Genomic DNA, 20,033 nt, shown 5'->3' with positions numbered 1-20,033 from the left:
TTGGCTATGAAGTTTCGGTTAAAAAACTCAAACCATATACAGGTTTAAAGACTTACTGCTAAACTAAAGTCAATTACTAATAAAAAAGGAACAATGAGTGAGCGAGTTCATCACTGGAATATTCACATTTCCAACCGTATTTTTTAGCGGTCTACTAGTCTTAGTCCTTTTTTATTGGTTAACAGCAGTGCTTGGTGTCTCGAGCTTTGAAACTGCAGAAGGTGACGTTGCCCTTGATACTGACCTGGACGTCAGTGACACCTCATTTAGTATTGCCAACCTCCTCTCAAAATTCAGACTTGATGGCATTCCTATAACGATCAGTCTGTCATTTATCATATTAGCCTCTTGGGTTCTCAGCTTTTTAGCCGTGTATTTTATTTACCCTGTCATACCGCAAGGCTGGATACAAATTGCTGTAGGCTTTTGGATTTTACTTCTTGTACCCGTGCTTTCAGCAACAATTGTTTCCCCACTACTCCAGCCCTTAAAGCCTATCTTTAAGAAAACACCAGAAAAACGTGCCGTTGATCTCGTTGGTCAATACGTCACCGTTCGTAGTGGTAAAGTCACTGCGACTGTTGGGGAAGCTGTTTTTCATGACGGCGGTGCGGGCTTAATACTAAAAATTCGTTGCCCAGAAGAAAATGAAATTAAACGGGGCGACTCAGTCAAACTATTTAGCTTTGACCAAGTGACACACACCTACCAAATCACACACAAATAATATCTTAAATATTCTGAGGCATTACTATGGCTACACTTTCAATTATGACGCTGGTTGTTGTCGGCATCATTGCACTTATTATCATCGCCATTTTAGTGGCCGTAACAAAGCTTTACGTCAAAGTCCCACAAGGCTGGGCATTGATTATCAATGATATGAGTAGTACGCCGAAAGTTAAGTTTACTGGTGGTATCGTGTGGCCTGTCATCAATAAAAAAGAGCTAATGAAAGTCTCTTTAATTACCTTAGAAATTGACCGTAAAAATAAAGACGGCTTGATCTGTAAAGATAATATCCGCGCAGACATTAGCGTTGCTTTTTACTTACGTGTCAACGAAACACAAGACGATGTATTGAAAGTTGCGAAAGCTATTGGTGTTGATCGTGCCTCAGATAAAGCAGCAGTCAACGAGCTGTTTAACGCAAAGTTTGCAGAAGCCCTTAAAACAGTGGGTAAGCAAATGGACTTCGTAGAACTATTTGATGACCGAATTGGCTTCCGTGACAAAATCGTAGAAGTGATCGGTGATGACTTAAATGGTTATGCACTAGAAGATGTGGCGATTGATTACCTTGAGCAAACTCCTAAGTCTGCACTGGACTCAAGTAACATTTTGGATGCTGAGGGTATTCGTAAGATCACTGAGCTTACCGCAACGCATAACGTAAGAACCAATGAGCTGGAACGTGACCAGCAAATGGCTATGAAAAAGAAAGACGTTGAGACGCGTGAAGCGATGCTGGCGCTAGAGCGCCAAGAAGCAGACGCGGAGGCTCGTCAGAAACGAGAGATTGAAAGTATTCAAGCACGTGAAGAAGCTGAAACAGCGAAGGTTTGCTCAGAGGAACGTTTACGCTCTGAAGAAGCTAGAATCTCTACTGATGAACGAGTTGATATTCTTGAGCAGAACCGTCAACGTGAAGTTGAAGTGGCCTCTAATAACCGCCAACGCGCAGTCGCTATCGAAGAAGAAAAAGTAATTCGTGCCCGTGAGCTTGAGATGGTTTCTCGTGAGCGTGAAGTTGAGTTGCAGCGTATTGATAAAGAAAAAGCGCTAGAAATTAAGAAAACTGAAATTGCTGACACGATCCGTGAACGGATCATTGTTGAGAAGTCAGTCGCTCAAGAAGAAGAGAAGATCAATGAAGTGCGTGAAGTGTCTGAAGCTGAGCGTAATAAGCAGGTTTCAATCCTTCAGGCGGAAGCCAATGCTCAAGAGTCACTGGTTAAGCAAGTAAGACAAGCCGAAGCTGACGAGCAAAAGTCGGTCTTTAAAGCGAAGGAAATGAATACCCTAGCGATCGCAGAACTTGAAGCGTCAAACAAGCAAGCGGATGCGAAGAAGATACTGGCCGAAGGTGTTCAGGCAGAACTAGCCGCAGAAGGACTGGCCGATGTGCAAGTTCAAGAAGCGGAAGCCGATGCCATGGAGAAGAAAGGTTTTGCAGAGGCTAAGGTCATCACCGCTCGCTTTAAAGCAGAGGCAGAAGGCCTGACTGACAAGATGGAAGCATTAGGTAATATGTCTGATACCGCTAGAGAGCATGAAGAGTTCCGCCTCAAAATTGAGAAGGAATTTGAACGTGCAATGGCAGAAATCGAAGCTAACGAAAAGGTATCCATCGAGCAAGCTAAATCAATGGCAACAGCATTGGCTAAAGCAAAGATCGATATTGTAGGTGGCGATGGTGACTTCTTTAAGTCCTTCGCTCGTTCACTGTCTTTAGGTAAATCTATCGAAGGCGTTGTTGGTAAAAGCCCTACCGCCAATGACTTAATCCAAAAGTTTTTGTCAGGCAATACAACGTTAGACAAAGTACTAGACGACAAGTCATCTGACTCCTAAAACAACCTCTGGAGCAGACAATGTCTACGCAAGAAGAAAGCTCGATAACTGATCGCGCGATTGCCGAGAGTAATGCTTACGAAATTATTCGCAGTCGCCTTGAGAAACAAGGTAAGTCACTAGAAACACTCACTGAGACGCTTAACAAAGAGCGCCTTGGTGAGTTTCAAAGTGCCGCTATGGAAGTCACAGGCCGTCTACGTGTGCGCACAGAAAACAACTGTGTTGCACGTGACATTGTGCAAGTGGGCGACCAACTGCTATTTGGTTATAACGTCTTTATTGGTCTTAAAAAAGAAACACTGATCGAAGACGTTTTTACCCTTTATAGCCTTGTTGAAGATAATAACCAGTTTGAACTAAAGTCAGTACCTATAGAGGGTAGCTTTCTCTCTCAGCCTTCTTTTACCAGTGACTTTAGAGAGCTTTACGCGTACTACAAACATGCTCGCCTTATTCAGTTAATGGTGAGAAATGGCAAGTTACTAGCTGCCTTTCAGATTGGCGAACGCATTAATGACTTGCGGGTATTTCGCTGGGAAATGATGCCGTCTGGTGAGCTAACCTATATTGATAACCGTGGCGAGCGAGACGTTAAACCGCCCTCTCCCACTGATTTCGAATGGCAAGCGGCAGGCCGTGACTTTGCGGTACAAGGCTCACACCCACATCTTAATATCCTAGACACTCTGTTTGTTGAAACGATTGGTGGCGACCTAACAGTCAAAGTTGAAAACAACACTGACAGCGGTTTAGGCATACACAACGAAGTCGTCAGCGACAAGACTCAAGCGCTAGATGATGCGAAGATATTCTATGCTGAAGTTGGTCAGCTAATCCTGTTAAAAATACTACCGTACCGTGAAGAAGTTTGGCGTTACCTAGTGTTTAACCGCCTCACAAATACAGTTGATAGGATTGATGAAATTGGTCAATCATGCATTCAACTACCGGAAGATCATGGGGTCATTTTCCCTGGTGGAATCTATCTGCAAAACGGTGAAATACGACGCTTTGAAAGTGATGTAAGTAACATGCGCTTTAAGCGAATGATTCGCTCACCCAATGGTGAAGATGTTCTTTACCTTTTCTACGAGCCCTCGGCAGGCACCTACGCCCTATTTTCTTATAACCTTATCGAAAAGAGTCTGAATAATCCTATTTTCGGGCATGGCTATGCGATTGCTGAAAATGGTCAAATGGTGTTGTTTAGCTCTGAAAGTGATGAGCCTACTCGTATTCACCCGATGCAAATATGGCAAACACCATTTATTTCGGATGAGTTCGCCAGCCAACAACCACCCAGCGACAGTTTCTATGGGCGCATTGGAAATGCAGAATTGGTTCGCGGTATTTCAGACCTGTATAGCGTTATTCGAAGTGTGCAAAAGCCTGAAGTTTCAATTTCACACTATAACCAACTGATTAAAGATAGTGGTCGCCTTTTTGAGTCTTATTATTGGTTTGAAAGCCCAGAGCTTGCCGAGGTTAAAAGTGTTGTCCATGACATTAGCAATACTTCTGAAAAAGTACTGGATGAATTTGAGAAAGTTGAAAGCATTCGCTTGCAAGCTGAATCAGCGATGCAAGAAGCGGAAGCTGAGCAGAAGAAAATACTTAGCTCAATACGCACAGACTCTTGGGATCATACCGAGAATTTTGTAGAAGCGTTAAATCAGGTACGTCATCAACGCGGCCACCTGATGACAATTCGCGAGTATCGCTACATAGATAAGTCACGTATTGCAGAGCTTGAAGCCGAGTTACTTGAAACGCAGGACTCTTTGGGTTCTGACACGGTTCATTTTCTAGCGAGTGAGCAAGCCTTAGTGCCTTACCGTGAAAAACTGGACACCATCGGCGAAGAATTAGAGCAAGCAGACACCTTAGTAAAGCTTGAAGCCGCACTCGATACTCAAGAGAAAATGGCGGCTGATCTCGACTTATTATCTGAGTTGATGGCGAGTTTGAGAGTGGATGATGCGACGGTACGTATCCGTGTTGTTGACGACATTTCTGAGATTTATGCCAAATTAAACCAGTCTCGTGCACGTACTCAACATAAGAAAAAAGACACCGGCAAAAGTGAAGCCACAGCGCAATTTGGCGTTCAATTTAAGCTATTTAGCCAAAGTGTGACTAACGCGCTAAACCTTGCTGCAACACCGAATAAATGTGATGAGCAACTCAGTCGCTTATTGGTTCAAATAGAAGAATTAGAAAGCCAGTTTAGTGATCATGACGAGTTCCTAACAGACATAATCAGCAAGCGTGAAGAGGTTTATGAATCCTTTGAAGCGCACAAACAAACACTGATAAACGAACGTCAGCGACGCGCCCAAAACCTCATGGATGCGGCTCAACGAATCATTAGCTCGATTCAACGTCGTACTGCCAAGTTCACCGAAATGGATGAACTAAATACCTTCTACGCTGCTGACCCGTTAGTAATCAAGGTTAGAGATATCTCTGACCAATTACGAGAGCTTGATGACAGTGTTAAAGCGGATGATCTTGAGAGTAGTCTCAAAGGTCACAAAGAACAGGCTATTCGTGGCTTGCGCGACAAACAAGAGATCTATGAAGAAGGCGGCAACGTCATTAAACTAGGTCCAACCCATCGCTTTAGTGTGACTACTCAAGAGCTTGACCTCACGCTGTTACCACGAGGCGACCACCAATACATTCACTTAAGTGGTACTGACTTCTTTGAGCAAGTAGACGCGCCTGAGCTTGAGAGTTTACGTAGCTTTTGGGAGCAAAACCTAGAGTCAGAAACGCCTGAATTTTACCGTGCAGAATACCTTGCTGGGCAGTTATTAGAAGCCATTGAACGCAACGAAATAGAGCCCGATCAAGACCTATTAAAGACGGTACGCGACTTTGCTGCACCGCTTTATAAAGAAGGCTATGAAAAAGGTATTCATGATCACGATGCAACACTCATTCTTGAGCAACTACTAACTACAAAAGCCAAAGCAGGATTGCTACGTTTTGATCCGATGGCGCGTGGTATCGCTCTGATTTTTTGGGCAGACATTCAAACTCAAGCACAAGCGCTAACATGGCCAGATCGTGCATTGTCAGCTACTGAAATGCGTCGTGTGTTTTCTGACAGCACCGCACTTGAGCAACTCACTGAAGAAGTAAAAGCCAGCTTATCTGCGTTTATCGAATCAATCGCATTAACTAGCACGCTTGAGTCAGACGTTACACTAGACCAAGCCTCACGCTACCTTGTCGAAGAGCTATCTCAAACAGAGCTTAAATTCTCCTTTAGCCAATACGCAAAAGACCTATCACAAGAACTAATGCGTAGTTTGAAATTAGCACACTCACAAGAAAGCTTTGATGCTGCGCTAGACAAACTAAAAGGCCAGGCAGGACAACGCTGGCAGTTTATTAGTGCTTGGTTGCACGCACTGCTGAGTAAAAAAGACGACAAATTCAAACACTATATTCCAGAAGCTATTGCGCTCATTAGTCTAGGCGATAGCTTATCTGGTGAGACTGTAAACGCGCCATTAGAAATGAAAATCACCACGCTACTAGGTGATCATCCATTAATTAAAAGTGATGAAAATGAACGTTTACTAAGTGTCTCTTTCGATCAGTTTTTAACACGCTATAACCACCATAAGCACTATGTTGTTGCTCGCTACCAACGCTATTTACAACTGCGTAATTCGATTATTGATGAACAGCGAAAGGCCTTCAGGTTAGACTCATTTAAACCAAGACCACTGTCTTCATTCGTGCGCAACAAACTCCTTAATGAATCCTACCTACCCTTAATTGGTGACAACCTTGCCAAGCAAATGGGTACCGTCGGTGATGACAAGCGTACCGACCTAATGGGTCTGTTGATGCTTATCTCTCCACCAGGTTACGGTAAGACAACCCTAATGGAATATGTTGCGAGTCGTTTAGGACTGATCTTCATGAAGATCAATTGCCCATCGTTAGGCCATCACGTGGTGTCACTAGACCCTGCACAAGCACCCGATGCAACGGCAGCGCAAGAGCTAAACAAGATCAACCTCGCGCTAGAAATGAGTAATAACGTGATGCTGTATCTTGATGATATTCAGCACACTCACCCTGAGTTTTTGCAGAAGTTTATCTCCCTAACCGATGGCACGCGACGAGTTGACGGTGTCTGGAAAGGTGAAACTAAAACCTATGATATGCGTGGTAAGCGCTTCTGCATTATTATGGCGGGTAACCCTTATACAGAGTCGGGCGAAGTCTTCAAAATCCCTGACATGCTCGCTAACCGAGCTGATATTTATAACCTCGGTGAAGTGCTGGGCGATAAGCAAGACATCTTCGCGCTGAGCTATTTAGAAAACGGTTTGACCTCTAACAAGGTACTTGCACCGTTAGCAACCCGTGAAATGAGTGACATCTACACCTTGATCGATATGGCTAAAGGACGCGAAGTAAGTACTAGCGACTTAAGTCACGCGTATGGTGGCGCCGAGTTAAACGAGATCAATGATGTATTTAAGAAATTACTAACTGTCCAAGAAGTTGTACTGAAAGTTAACCAGCAATACATTCACTCTGCCGCTCAAAATGATGAGTATCGAACTGAGCCGCCGTTTAAGCTGCAAGGTAGTTATCGAAACATGAATAAGATGGCAGAAAAGGTATCTGCTGCTATGAACGATGAAGAACTAATGCAGATGATCGAAGATCATTATCAAGGTGAAGCACAGCTGCTAACGGGTGGTGCAGAAGAAAACTTATTAAAGCTTGCTGAACTGCGTGGCAATATGACCGTCGTTGAAAAAGCGCGCTGGTTAGAAATTACTGAAGCTTTCCAGCTTAAAAATACCTCTGAAAATGCCGAAGCCGAAATCGGCCTACAGATTGCAGAAAAACTGGGTGAAATTACTGAAGCATTCAAGTTTAGTAACAGCACTAAGAGTACCGAAGCTGAAACAGGTCTGCAAATCGCTGGCAAGCTCGGCGAAATTAGCGCTGCATTCCAACACTCAGACGAGGTACTTGTTTCTGGTCAAGCTCAGCTTGAGACAGTGATTAAGCACGTTGTGAAGCAGCTACACTTGATTGGTACATCAGTGACAGAGAGTAGCAAGAACACTGCCCTAATTGAGCAAATGAATCAAATATCGAAAGGCCTTGGTGCTTTAGGTAAAGACCTAAGCCATACGTTAGCACAACCACGTATTGAAGCCGCCTTACTTCCACAGCTAAGCAATATTTCGGATCAGCTTCAGCAGCTTAAAGGTAGTGTCGATAGTAATAGCAGTCAAACGGATGTCGCTGAGCAACTTAAAGAAATCACTCAAGGCGTACAGTTTATGGGACGCGAGTTATCAGCTGTTTCAGATACTGCAAAGCAACGCTTGAGCTGGCTGACTAACCTTAAAAAGAAGAGCTAACGTTTGCTAAATAATGATGGATGACGCGCTTCTATGGTTTATGTATCGCATAAGCCATAGGCGCTAAAGCAACTATTAAAACAGCATAGATATAATAAAAATAAGGTTTTGGTACTATAGAGAACTAACAAGAGATATTTATGAAGACTTACGAGGTTGCCAAAGATGGCTGTAAATCTTTAGTTAAAGTTGGTAGCGGGGGTAGGATTCGAACCTACGACCTTCGGGTTATGAGCCCGACGAGCTGCCTGACTGCTCCACCCCGCACCAGTAACGAACGTGTATCTTGTAACTCAGGCATATTCAATGGTTATAAATAACGACTAAATATTTATTCTAAAATTGGTAGCGGGGGTAGGATTCGAACCTACGACCTTCGGGTTATGAGCCCGACGAGCTGCCTGACTGCTCCACCCCGCACCAGTAATGAACGGTACATCTTGTAACTCAGGCTTATTTAATTATTATAAATAACAACTAAATATTTTCTTTCTTAATTGGTAGCGGGGGTAGGATTCGAACCTACGACCTTCGGGTTATGAGCCCGACGAGCTGCCTGACTGCTCCACCCCGCACCAGAAAGAGAGCGCAGTATAGGGACGCCCCCCCATATGCGCAAGCACTCATTTACATTTATATCTAAAACGTCAGATCAATCAATAGTTCAGTACCACGATACTTAATCAAAGCACCTTTTTTCACCACAACATCTTGCTTAGGTAATAAATTAAACTCTGTCATATCTGGCGACTTAAACCCTTCCGGAATAGCATCATTTTTCAGTATAGCCATAGCAATTTCAGACCACGTTTTGTCTTCACCGTTATAAGCTAAATTGTACTGAGTGCCCGCGGTATGTGTCGAGAAAATAGCATTCTGCAATTCAATCGCGCCAGGGTCTAAAATCTCCTGAGCCAATACACTCGCCGCTGCAACATCAACAACCGTATCCGCATTCACCACCTCAAATACTAATGTGTCTTTACGTACTTTTTCTGCAATCGTACGTACTTCTGGCCGAAGCCTCTCAACCACCGCACAGACTGACGTAGACAAGTCATCAGACTCAATCAAAGCAGCGTCATTCGCTAGAATAAGCATAGTAGTCGCCGTATCAATACCAGCGGCCTTTAGCGACGCACTATCTGAAGGCAGACCTTTCACAAAATCCACTTCTAACTTCGTCATCCACGAAGGCTTTTCATCGATACGATTATTTAAGCAAACAATTTTAGAATGCTCAAAACGAGCATCGTTACGCAACTCATCAACAATGTTTTGAACCTTGTCATCACTCGGGTAACCCGCAATGATCAAATCAACCTGACCTTTCATACTTATAAATCCTTTCTTACGACGAGAGCTGATATCAACCATTACTTCGGTGACTTTACCCAAAAACAAACCTAGCAGCGCAATGCCTACCACCATATATATAGTGACAAAGATCTTACCCAGATCAGTTTGAGGCGACATGTCACCGTAACCAACCGTCGTCGCAGTGGTCACTAGAAAATAGTAGGTATCGAGCGGCGTAAAGCCCTCAACCAAGTTCATATACAGTGCGAACACCAGCGATATGCCTAGGAAAAACAACATCAGCCATTTATTTTCCCTAAGCACTCTCATGGTTCGTATACGTTTAAACGTATCCAAAAAATAAAACATTAATTAATCGCCCGAGATAGCTAGGTCAGCAAAACGAACAGAAGGCATCAGTGATGAGCGCTCCCAGTTCCAATGCGCGTTGTCACCAATACATTGGATCTTATTCAACATTTTGTAGAAGTTGCCCGCGACTGTGATACCGCGAACAGGCTGCACACGCACACCGTCACGACACAAGAAACCAGACGCACCAAAACTAAAGTCGCCTGAGATAGGGTTAGCACCTGAGTGCAAGCCCGCCATGCTAGTCACTTCTAGATACTCACCTGCTTTCAGCTCAGCATCATTCGCTTCTCCTAAACCAAGCATGAGCTGGTGATATCCAACCCCAAGCGTTGACTTAGTACCGCGTGACGCGTGACCTGTTGTCTCTAAACCAAAGTGACTGGCCGTGACACTGTTATGCATAAACGTCTGCAACACACCATCGGTCACAAATGCCGTATCTGCCGTTGCCGTACCTTCATCGTCAAACAAAGCGTAACCAAAGCCATCGACAAACAAAGGCTTATCCAAAATCTGTAAACGGCTATCGGTCACAGACTTACCCACTTTATTAGCCCAAGGGTTTATGCCCTCTTTCGCCGCTTTACCAGACAACACCATGGTGAATACACCAAACATCTGCACCTGACATTCATTATCAAAAATCACGTCGTATTTGTTTGAAGCAATTGGCTTACCGTCTAATAGATCCAAACTTAGGCTGGCCGCATCTTCAATCAGTTTTGGAATATCTAAACTGCTCGTTAAACGCTGAACCTGCCCTGTTCCTTCCATAGCGTTTTTCTCACCATCTTCCGCCAACGCATAAGCGTAAGCGTGAACAGCACGCGATCGACTGGCGGCTTGAAGACCTGCGCTTGAGAAAAGGTAACGACTACTCGTCCCTTGCCCCAAACCATTGTAAGGGACGTTTTTCACAAGGTCCTTTTCTAGCAGTCCCTTTTCTAGCTGCAACACCAACGCAATCTGCTCATCAACGGTCGCGACATCATCTAAGTAAAAGATCGAGTCATCGCTCGTTAAGTGCTGTTTGTTATCTAAAATCTTTTCGTGCGGCTCTGATTTTGAGTACGTTGCATTTTGCAATGCTTGATCAACCATCCAGTTTAACGACTCTTCATCACTGGCTTCACTGTAAGCAATGCCGACTTTTTCGTCTTTGACCACACGTACACCAAAACTCTGTGTACTACTCACTGTATGCTTATCCAACTCACCATTTAAGGCTTGTAACGACAGTGAGTCAGCTTCTGAAACAATAAGATCTGCCTCTGCGCCTGCAGCTCTGGCACGGTCAAAGACTTGGTTGCTCGCTGTGTTTAGCTTGTCACTAATGCGCTGATCCATTAGGCGTTACCTCCAACTAAGATATCATCCACTTTAATCGCAGGTTGTCCTACCGTTGTTGGAACAGAGCCACTTGAAGAACCACACATGCCACACGCTAATGCAAAATCTTGGCCGACCATACTGATCTCTTTAAGCACTGCAGGACCAGTACTGATCAAGGTTGCTGACTTAATAGGGTATAGAATCTTGCCGTTTTCAACGTAGTAACCTTCGTTAACTGCAAAGTTAAACTCGCCCGTACCCGGCTGCACAGAACCACCGCCCATGTGCGAAGCAAAAATACCTTTATCAATCGATGCAATCATCTCATCTAAGTTGCTATCACCCGCTTCAATGAAGGTGTTACGCATACGTGATGTTGGTGCATAGCGGTAGTTTTCACGACGGCCAGAACCACTGCGAGGGAAACCTGTTTTCTCACCACCCACACGGTCAACCAAGAAATTCGTCAACTTGCCATCTTTGATTAATTGAGTACGCTGTGTTGCCATACCTTCATCATCGATATTGATCGAGCCCCACTCGTTAGCCATGGTCCCATCATCAACTGCATTGACCACAGGGTTAGCAATCATCTCGCCCATCTTGTCGTGGAATACAGAGGCCTTTTTAGCAACCGAGGTCGTTTCAAGTAAGTGACCACACGCTTCATGGAAGATAACGCCACCGAACCCGTTACCAATAACCACCGGCATACGACCTGATGGACATGGCTTTGCAGTCAAATTAACCAGTGCCTGACGCGAAGCTTCTTCACCTGCTATCACCGCATCCATTGACTCGCTAAGCTCCCAGCCCAACAAACCACCATCATTCCAACCACCCACCGATTGTTCAGTGCCGTCAGTTGCGATTGAGGTAATACCTGCACGAATGTAGTTACGCGTATCTGTCGTGTGCAAACCTTCACTGTTGAAGATTTCAATATCTTGCTCACGCTGCATACAATAACCACGTGTTTGGCTAATGCTTTCACTCACCGCTCTCGCGACGCCATCTGCTTTCACCAAGAAGGCAACCTTGCTATCAATGGCTGCGTCTTTACTCAAAATGATACGAGATGGGTGCTTGTCTGGCATGACTGAAAAGTCAAAGTTGGTGAATAAATTCACACGGTCGCGACGGTCACGTGCTGCCAGATTAGAGGCAATACGCTTTAATAATTCTTCGTCTGTTTGATTGGTATAGCCATAAAGCACCTTGCCACCAAAGACAATGCGCAGGCCTATGCCGAAGTCGATACCAGAGTTTACTGACTCGACCGTTGCACTTAACGTGTTTACCGAAGCAGTACGGTGCTTCTCAATAAACAACTCTGCGAAATCAGCGCCGAGGGAAAGCGCGTGGTCTATAACCGATTGTGCAACTATAGGGTTAAGCATCCTGACAGACTCCTCTCAATTTTTAGTTATATTTAATACTCTATAATATGCATATAAGTACAATAAACAACTATAAGCTGACCGAACCAAGGCATTAAAGATGAATTTTATTTAAGAATGGTTTCACTGAACGCTGACGGAGATGTCAGTCCTCAATGGCTAGAGAAGTAGATGTATCAAACTTGCTTCGCTTACGTGACAGCAAGGTCCGAAACTTGCGCATATTATCGTCCGCATACAATACAGAATCACAAAATCTATTTTCAATGAGAGTTTTAAAGCCTATTACGTGCTTCTAAAAATGATGACGCGGACTCTGAGAAAGTCTCTAATTAATGTAGCAACAAAGTAGTTCAGTGCCTAATTATGTTGGGTGACTCGTATACTCTGTGAGGGGTTAATCACCACCTCCTTCTCCACCTGAACCACTGCCATGCTCACGGTTCCAACTTTCACTGCGACCTCCTTTACCCCAGCCGCTATGGTCATGAAGATCACCAGGCATAAGTCTGCGGCTAGTTGGGTGAGAACCTTCTTTTTCTACTGATTGATCTATATTCTTTGGTTTAACCAACAGAAACACGCCAACAAAGACAAGTAAAAGTGACAAGCCCTGAACCCAAAGTATATGCATCCAACCAATAGGCTGAAAGATCATTCCAGTAAGCATTAGAGCCACCCCTATCCAGCGTCTTAGTGCCATTCCTGATGCCCCTGCTCTCTGATCATTTATTGTCTCCCAGCCAGCAGTACAAATATGAATACACTTGTTATGCTATGTTTAAATTTAAGTAACAAAATCAATTATTGTATAAATTAGTAAACCACTAAATAGAAACAATAAAATAAAGTTACCGACTCTTTTGTTGTTATCTATTTGCTTTTTTGTTGATTTCAACATTGGCGAATATAATACCAAATAGATTTGTGATATTAGGTAGCCTAATGGTAACAGCCATAATAAAAAATACTTTTGAGTGAGTATAAACCCAATAATCCCAAAAGCAGCAATGATAATATTGATTACTGTAGGGAAAGAATAGTGCCGAGTACCATTATTAACATAACTAAAGTTATTACATTGATTACACAGTGCAGGAGTTGTAGAACCAGACCACCACTTAGAAAAGTAACTAATTCCTCTCTTTGCGCAATGCGGACAATCAGTTTTCATTTACAAAGTGATACCTTCGTAGTGGTTAAATCTAACTGTACAGAGTGTCTACAGTTTGTGGGTAACACGGTTGTTTAACGCCCAACTCGAAGGGCGATTATGACTGGACTTGTTATAGCTATTTTCTGGGGTGCACATTACCGTTTTCATCAACATAGTTAGAAAAATCAGGTTTTGTCGACATAGTAATAGGTAACTTTCGCTCAATTATCATTTGAATAACTTGGCTAGCAGATGGAGGTGGTTCAGTTTCTGGGTTTTCACGGTAATACCAAACACTACCTTTGATTTTTTGTGCTTTATCTAAAGCTGTAATCAATTCGCTAGGTTTGACAGCCACCCCACCCAGTAGAACACCACCAGATGCTTGGATTGAAATTTGTAACTCCATTCCTGACTCGATATTTGAGACCTCTTCTGCATTACTAGCTAACGACAAGAAAATGAATGTAAATGCCAATAATCTAATCACTAACGCCATGTTCTCTCCAAAGTTATAACGCCCGGCAGCACCACAACCGGTGCTAATTGCCGGAGGTCGTGTGCCTGCTTGTTATAGTTTTACTCACTGATCTCTATCTTACGACCATCAGGATCTGTGATTACATTAATTGTATTGCCTGCAAACTCATATGAATCAGTGACAGCTACATTTTTTATTATGTCTGCTAGACCTGAAACTTTAAATCCTAAGCGATTATTATCCTGTGGAGACTCACCTTTATTTGGGTAAAGTTCAAATACACAGCCATCATGCTCACATGAAAAATGCGTTGGTCCAGTTCCATATTTCTCTTTAACAAAGGACAACCCTAGTAATTGATAAAAGTTTTTACTGACTTCTATATCTTGGCATCTGATGACTAAGAGTGAAATTTTCACTTTATCTCCAATAGGCTATAACGCTTGTCGCTTAACTAAATTTGTTATAACCCAACTCGATCCTGCGAAATCAGCGTAGAATGAAAGCGGATGTCATTCTATTCATGACAGTCAACTTGACTAAGTGGTTTGTTTCCATTTTTAATAGTATGTCTCAATATATAAAAGAAAAATAATAATTTATTTAAATATCAATCATTTTCAGTGGCATTTGAGAGCTAAGCATTTTTTCTTGCATCACAGCTAACTGATGGGAGGTAATAATTTCAATGTGATTTTGGGCTTTTGAGATGGTCTTCTTTAAGTAGTCCACTGCTTTATACTGCTTATCGTAGGCCGTTTCCTTTGTGCATTTCTTCAAGACTTCAGTTGATACATCTGGAATAATGATTGACGGCAAGCGAGGCTGAGTTAGTGCCATCATGAATCCAGCAGGGTCGTAATCAAAAAACACGTAGTACTTTTGAGCTGTTGACTCGATGAACTTCTTAAAGGCTGATGGTGTAGCCTCAGCATCTCCTCTATACACGAAAAGTGGAGTTGAAGAAAACACTTCAATAGGCCACTTCACAATATCAGCATTGAGAAACACCTCAAGGTTCTCAATCGCAACGATAACTTGATGCTGATGATTTACGGCTTGTTGCCATGGCACCCCAAGATATCCACCCTTAGGAGTAGAATGAGTTTTTTCTAACATCACTTCATCATCAAGTGATTTCAGGTAAATAATATCTTCCCTAACCTTTCGTTGTGACCATTTCTCATTTATCACAGTTTTGGTAATATCTGTGCGACTCAATTCAGATAGACCTGCTAAATCGACAGTCGTAATATCTGCACCAGTTTCCTTGGCTAGCAACTGAGCTAAGTGCTGGCGATCTGATGCTGTCAAATTTAGCGTTTTTTTGAATACTGAGCCGATACCAAGCTCAGCATGCAAGTATTGCCAAGTTTTATTAAATGGCACCACAGTCTTACTCTCTTGCACCGCAGCCACAACCAGCTTAAAAACCTGCATAGACGGAAATATGTTCATTCATCCCTAACCTGATAATTAACTATTAGATCCTCAACAACACTGTTCGCAGAGAAATCTGATGCCAGTTCAAACTGAGGGACAACTGATAACCTAGAATCACGACTTTGCTGTAGCACCATGTGCAACCACCAAATCCAAATACCTACAGGGACAACTTCTTCGTACCGTGACAACCAAAATTTTCTTGCTGACTGGGGGCTGACTTTAACTGCCCGAATAAATTCAGTGAGATAAGGGCGAAGCAGCGGCTCAGGAAGCTCTTGCATCTTGTTGCCCTCTCGATCAACCAAGCCACCATCAGGAAGATCAATGCTCTCATCAATAGGAGTATCATATTTCTTTTCCCGCATTGACTTAACGATATCAATCAAATCACTATTAATAGCGCTGTTTTCCATATCCACAGAGTTTTCTATTGGCAGTTCAAAAACAGAATTAAAAGGTGATATTCCCAGCGTTTGTGTACTGAGTAATTCATCAGAAATGGATCGGCCCATTTGTAGATAATTGTGCATTATCTGAACTAACTGAGTGCGCTGATTTGTCCGACGATATTCCCATAGAATACTTTTTAATCTAGGAATGGTCGCTAATAGTCGCTCGCGGTTTTCCTTTACCGAAGGAAGTAGTTTTCGATGAAAGACCTTCATCAACTCAAAATCATCGCCACAAAGGCGATTGATTTCAGCGTCATTGATAAGTGTGAGCTTTTTAGCTGAACGACTAGCTCGTTCAATGCAATATTCATTCTCTTGTTGTTTAGCTTTCAATGAACTCACATGGCCAAACTTGTTATCAACAAAATACTCAAGCTGCCTAACTTCTGCATCCAATGTATTTTGCATCACTAACACATTAGTATGGATTTCCCTTCTTGCTGAAAGCAAACCAACTTCATCACTCTCACTCTTCGCAAGATGATAACGCTTAATTAGTCGCTTAATATTTTCCTGCCACTCGCTAATATCAGGTGCTTGAACTTGTTGCTGCTTAGCAAGCGCCAAAATATCACCTAATTGCAAAAGCAAGGACGATGCGGAATAACCAGAATGTGGATTTCCAAAAACCAAACCGTGCTCGACTAGAAACTCCCAGCCTGGATTTATTTGCAGTAGGTCCAGTTCATCTTCTAGGTGATAATAAATTTGCTCAAGTTCATCAGCATTTTTTGTTATAGCTTGACCAAGTTTTTTCCATTGCTCAGTTATCAAGCTCTAATCCTCGTTGTACTTCGTCTTCCTCTTCAAGGGGGATCTGCTCATGATCTCTGATGAAGTTGAGACAACTATAAAAATACTCAATTTTCCCTGAAACCTGATAAATACTCGACTCCTTGTTTGTGAGAACAATGTAGCCTTCTTTTTCCAGTGTTTCCAAAACTGTGATTAAACGCTCCTGGGATGCAGTTTTAGGTCGTATTTTTTTGAATAGTTCGTATCTACCAAGCTGTTTTAAGTCGTTAAGATGAGCTTGTTCCTGCTCAATATTAGATAGCAAATCATGAAATTTAACTGTATCACCTGAAATTAGAACGGCATCTCTGCCCTCCGCCCTCATCTGTAAAGTGATAAAACTAAGAACTGGCGCTATTTGGTCACGAATGGCTTCAAACTGATTACGTACTCTCTTAGCATCCTGAACTTGAGAGAGGTCAGTGTAAGCACAATAATAAACTTCGTAATGCTCGGTATGACATAAATGCCTCCCAAGCTCTGCCAAAGTCTCATTCACTTTAGATCTGGTCTCCTCATTTTGTAACTGCTGATATAGCTTTGAATTGCTCACCTGACAGATAAATACACCTGCAAGCAAAGTTTCCAGCATATTCCTTAATTCCATTTTAAAGCTCCGTGCTAGCTAAAAGTGAATCAAGATAATCAGAGCTACCCGTAAAATCATCGGGATACTCAACCAATGTACGTCCAGCCTTAATCATATAACGATTTGTGTAGTGCTTTAGAAGCTCAGGATCTGGATCAGGGAAGGCTGAAAACAAATAAACGTTTTGTTGCTCCAATGAGTTCATTAGCTTAACAGTATTGTTTGCTGAGAAATTTCTGAGTTCGTCGACTGGCCAGATCATTACTGCCCCAGAATTACCTCGAAGCATGTTAACCAAAGCAGTGTAAACTGAAATAATCACCAAATATGAGATTCCGTTACTGCTAATGCCATCTAACTCTTTGTCTGTTCTAGCTACTTTAGAAACACCTTGTTCACTAATGCTAAAGCTTGTCTCAAAGCTCTTTGATAGCTTAATGTCTGTACCTGACCTTTCGAAAAGTGCAGCTACTAGTTTCAGCTTCTCAATATAATCGTCATCCGGCAGCTCATGCCCCGTCCGAGCCATCCATGACTGGTGGCTTAGAGAAAATTTATCTAAAGCACTCCAGAATTCAAGCTTATCCAATTTTGATTTAACGGTAATGGTTAAGTTTTCTACAGCAGAAAAGTCAGCAATTACGGATTGTGAATGCTTGGAGACCTTTCTCCCAAGTTGGTTAATTTCTTTGTGAGTTTGAGATAAAGCGGTGTGGTGATCGCTTATCTGCTGCCCAAGTAGACGAGCATTATTTTGTAAAAGGCTCAAATGTTCCTGATGACTTTGACGCATGTAATCAGACAGACTAGCCGCAGCAAATAACCATTCGTTTTGGAAATACTGTGATTTGTGAGTGAAATCAGCTGTTATCATTTCTAGGTATTTCTGGGGAGGGCTATCTCTGAAAGTACTTATACTCTTTCTAACTCTGTTATATGCTTTTCCTCCCTCATTCTCACAATCGCGATGTTCTTTGATAGCACCTTCCCATCGACTCTCTATTAATGAAATATTTGTCAAACTATCTATCAACTGAGCTTCATCATCAGACAGCTCTCCATTGTTTTTGAAGTTTTCGAGCAGCCGTTTAACATGAGCTATTTCATTATTAATACGCTCGCACTTTTTCTTTTCTTGCTCCCAGATTGCCTCAAGCTCTTTTTCTCTTACTTTGAGATCTTCTTCTTCAAGCTTCCAATCTTCAACACATTGATTGAGCTCTTCATTTAGGCGACGAAATTTTGTCTGCAAGTCCTGATAATCAATCCATTCAGTTCTCAACCAAGCCTCGTATTTTTCAACTAAAGGCTGACTTTCTTCGGCAATTTTTAGTTTTTGGCTTTCTTCCTTTAGTTGAGTATTCAACGACTCAAGGTGTTTAGGATCAACACCTTGCTCAACTAAAGCTAATACCTTTTGCTCAGATAGCTCGGTTATCTCTTGATCGTAATTAGTTTTTGCATCTACTTTTTGCTGGGAAACAGAATCTTTTTCCTTCTGTAGTTCTTGCTCAAGTCTTGCCTTACTTTCCCTAAACGTATGATGTATCGATTTTTTTGTCATGTCATAGCATTGGCGAAGCTCTTCAATCCTCGATTCCTCTATTGCCAAACGCTTCTCATAACCCAATATTTTACTTTCGGTATCTGTTTTTATACGGGCTACTGCTACTTCGATTTGTGATTGATAGATTTGAAGCTGCTCTTGAGTCTCTAATATTGAATTGTTATGCTTTTGCTTGCTATTTTCTGCCTCAAGAATAGCTACTTCGAATATTTTTGAATGTCCCTGTAGCTGCTTAGCTTCATCGCTCGTTTCATTAATCTGCACTTCTTTCTTAGCCAGCTCATCATTCACCAGAAGCATTTTTTGTCGTAATAACGATTCATCAGCAGCTCGAGTTGTTTCAATCACAGAAAGGTCAATCTTTACACCATAAAGGGAATCATTCGGCGTGCTTATTTCTGGAGATAGATCGGTTCTAAGGAGTAACTCTTCAGGCAAAACCCTTGCAATATTAGCTGTCCAGTTCTTGTTGTTTTCCCTTAAAAAGCTAAGTAGGTTATTCTTTTCTGGACTATTCAATCGCTTCAACTGCTCAAGCTCAGCATCTAACCCACGCTTTTCACGCTCAAAGTCATTGGCCTTAATTGTAGTGGCACACTAAATTTGGCCACCTGATTAGAGGTGATAAACTCACTTTAACTAAGCAGGTGTAAATATGACAAAACGAACCAGACCAACCTACTCACCCGAGTTCCGCCTTGAAGTTGCTCAAGAGGTCGTCGATAAAGGGCGCAATGTTAAGGACGTCTCAGAGAGTTTAGGATTAGGAAAATCGACGGTCGATAAATGGGCAAGACAGCTTAAACAAGCGCGTAACGGTCAGCTTTCTAGCGCTGCACCACTGACCTCTGATCAACTTAAAATTCGTGAGCTTGAACGTAAAATCAAACGGTTGGAAGGCGATAACGACATCCTAAAAAAGGCTTCAGCTCTCTTGATGCAGGACTCAATCAAAGGTTTGCGCTGATCCGTCAGCAGCAAGAGAGCCACAGTGTCAGCCGTTTATGTCGAGTATTGGCGGTCAACCGAAGTAGTTACCGTTACTGGTGCAAACCATCTAAAACTGTTTCACCACAACGCCTTAAACTGATCGCGGAGCTCAAGCGCTGGTTTGGCCTAAGTGGAGGGTCAGCAGGTCAGCGAAGCTTAGTTACAC

Annotated in this window: 14 protein-coding genes and 3 tRNA genes; 4 read left to right on the top strand and 13 right to left on the bottom strand. The window is 42.6% G+C overall.

What is annotated here, in order from left to right; all coding sequences use genetic code 11:
- Window positions 1-97 precede the first annotated feature (97 nt).
- The 3 genes from DKT75_RS04835 to DKT75_RS04825 are packed head-to-tail and all read left to right on the top strand — an operon-like array spanning window position 98 to window position 7,985.
- Complete coding sequence (locus tag DKT75_RS04835; protein ID WP_109822307.1) at window positions 98-727, top strand: hypothetical protein; 630 nt, start codon at window positions 98-100, stop codon at window positions 725-727.
- Between the two features lie 26 nt (window positions 728-753).
- Complete coding sequence (locus tag DKT75_RS04830) at window positions 754-2,574, top strand: flotillin family protein (RefSeq protein ID WP_211665169.1); 1,821 nt, start codon at window positions 754-756, stop codon at window positions 2,572-2,574.
- Window positions 2,575-2,594: 20 nt separating this feature from the next.
- On the top strand, window positions 2,595-7,985 hold the full coding sequence (locus DKT75_RS04825) for a DNA repair ATPase (protein ID WP_109822305.1): 5,391 nt from the start codon (window positions 2,595-2,597) through the stop codon (window positions 7,983-7,985).
- A gap of 190 nt (window positions 7,986-8,175) precedes the next feature.
- Here the strand turns inward: DKT75_RS04825 and DKT75_RS04820 are convergent.
- The 13 genes from DKT75_RS04820 to DKT75_RS04760 form a co-directional block, all read right to left on the bottom strand.
- Window positions 8,176-8,252, bottom strand: a tRNA-Met gene (locus DKT75_RS04820).
- A 76-nt stretch (window positions 8,253-8,328) separates the two neighbouring features.
- Window positions 8,329-8,405 (bottom strand) — tRNA-Met (locus DKT75_RS04815).
- A 78-nt stretch (window positions 8,406-8,483) separates the two neighbouring features.
- Window positions 8,484-8,560 (bottom strand) — tRNA-Met (locus tag DKT75_RS04810).
- Window positions 8,561-8,624: 64 nt separating this feature from the next.
- On the bottom strand, window positions 8,625-9,653 hold the full coding sequence (locus DKT75_RS04805) for a potassium channel family protein (protein WP_109822304.1): 1,029 nt from the start codon (window positions 9,651-9,653) through the stop codon (window positions 8,625-8,627).
- Window positions 9,654-9,656: 3 nt separating this feature from the next.
- Window positions 9,657-11,006 carry a TldD/PmbA family protein gene (locus DKT75_RS04800; protein ID WP_109822303.1) on the bottom strand — a complete coding sequence of 450 codons (1,350 nt, stop codon included), beginning with the start codon at window positions 11,004-11,006 and terminating at the stop codon, window positions 9,657-9,659.
- Entirely contained in the window at window positions 11,006-12,391 is a 1,386-nt protein-coding gene (locus DKT75_RS04795) for a TldD/PmbA family protein (RefSeq protein ID WP_109822302.1), read from the bottom strand. The genes DKT75_RS04800 and DKT75_RS04795 overlap by 1 nt, the downstream gene beginning before the upstream one ends.
- A 397-nt stretch (window positions 12,392-12,788) precedes the next feature.
- Window positions 12,789-13,094, bottom strand: coding sequence for a hypothetical protein (locus DKT75_RS04790; RefSeq protein WP_146201321.1), 306 nt, complete (start codon window positions 13,092-13,094; stop codon window positions 12,789-12,791).
- Window positions 13,095-13,683: 589 nt separating this feature from the next.
- Window positions 13,684-14,046 carry a hypothetical protein gene (locus DKT75_RS04785; RefSeq protein ID WP_109822300.1) on the bottom strand — a complete coding sequence of 121 codons (363 nt, stop codon included), beginning with the start codon at window positions 14,044-14,046 and terminating at the stop codon, window positions 13,684-13,686.
- An 80-nt stretch (window positions 14,047-14,126) separates the two neighbouring features.
- Window positions 14,127-14,447, bottom strand: a complete 321-nt coding sequence (locus DKT75_RS04780) for a VOC family protein (protein WP_109822299.1) — start codon at window positions 14,445-14,447, stop codon at window positions 14,127-14,129.
- A 184-nt stretch (window positions 14,448-14,631) separates the two neighbouring features.
- The gene (locus DKT75_RS04775; protein WP_109822298.1) at window positions 14,632-15,486 is read right to left on the bottom strand and encodes a DUF7281 domain-containing protein; all 855 of its coding nucleotides are present in this window, start codon (window positions 15,484-15,486) and stop codon (window positions 14,632-14,634) included.
- Entirely contained in the window at window positions 15,483-16,700 is a 1,218-nt protein-coding gene (locus tag DKT75_RS04770; RefSeq protein WP_109822297.1) for a hypothetical protein, read from the bottom strand. Before DKT75_RS04770 ends, DKT75_RS04775 begins: the two co-directional genes overlap by 4 nt.
- Window positions 16,690-17,328: a condensin complex protein MksE gene (locus tag DKT75_RS04765; RefSeq protein ID WP_109822296.1), complete on the bottom strand. Its 639-nt coding sequence runs from the start codon at window positions 17,326-17,328 to the stop codon at window positions 16,690-16,692. Before DKT75_RS04765 ends, DKT75_RS04770 begins: the two co-directional genes overlap by 11 nt.
- Window position 17,329: 1 nt before the next feature.
- Window positions 17,330-19,462, bottom strand: coding sequence for an ATP-binding protein (locus DKT75_RS04760; protein WP_109822295.1), 2,133 nt, complete (start codon window positions 19,460-19,462; stop codon window positions 17,330-17,332).
- Between the two features lie 70 nt (window positions 19,463-19,532).
- Here DKT75_RS04760 and DKT75_RS04755 point away from each other — a divergent pair, with 70 nt between their 5' ends.
- Window positions 19,533-19,844, top strand: coding sequence for a transposase (locus DKT75_RS04755; protein ID WP_109821425.1), 312 nt, complete (start codon window positions 19,533-19,535; stop codon window positions 19,842-19,844).
- The last annotated feature ends 189 nt before the right edge of the window (window positions 19,845-20,033 follow it).

Source organism: Leucothrix arctica (assembly GCF_003172895.1).
Taxonomy (GTDB): Bacteria; Pseudomonadota; Gammaproteobacteria; order Thiotrichales; family Thiotrichaceae; genus Leucothrix; species Leucothrix arctica.
Note: the sequence above shows the minus strand (reverse complement) of the source record. Positions and strands in the feature narration are given on the sequence as shown.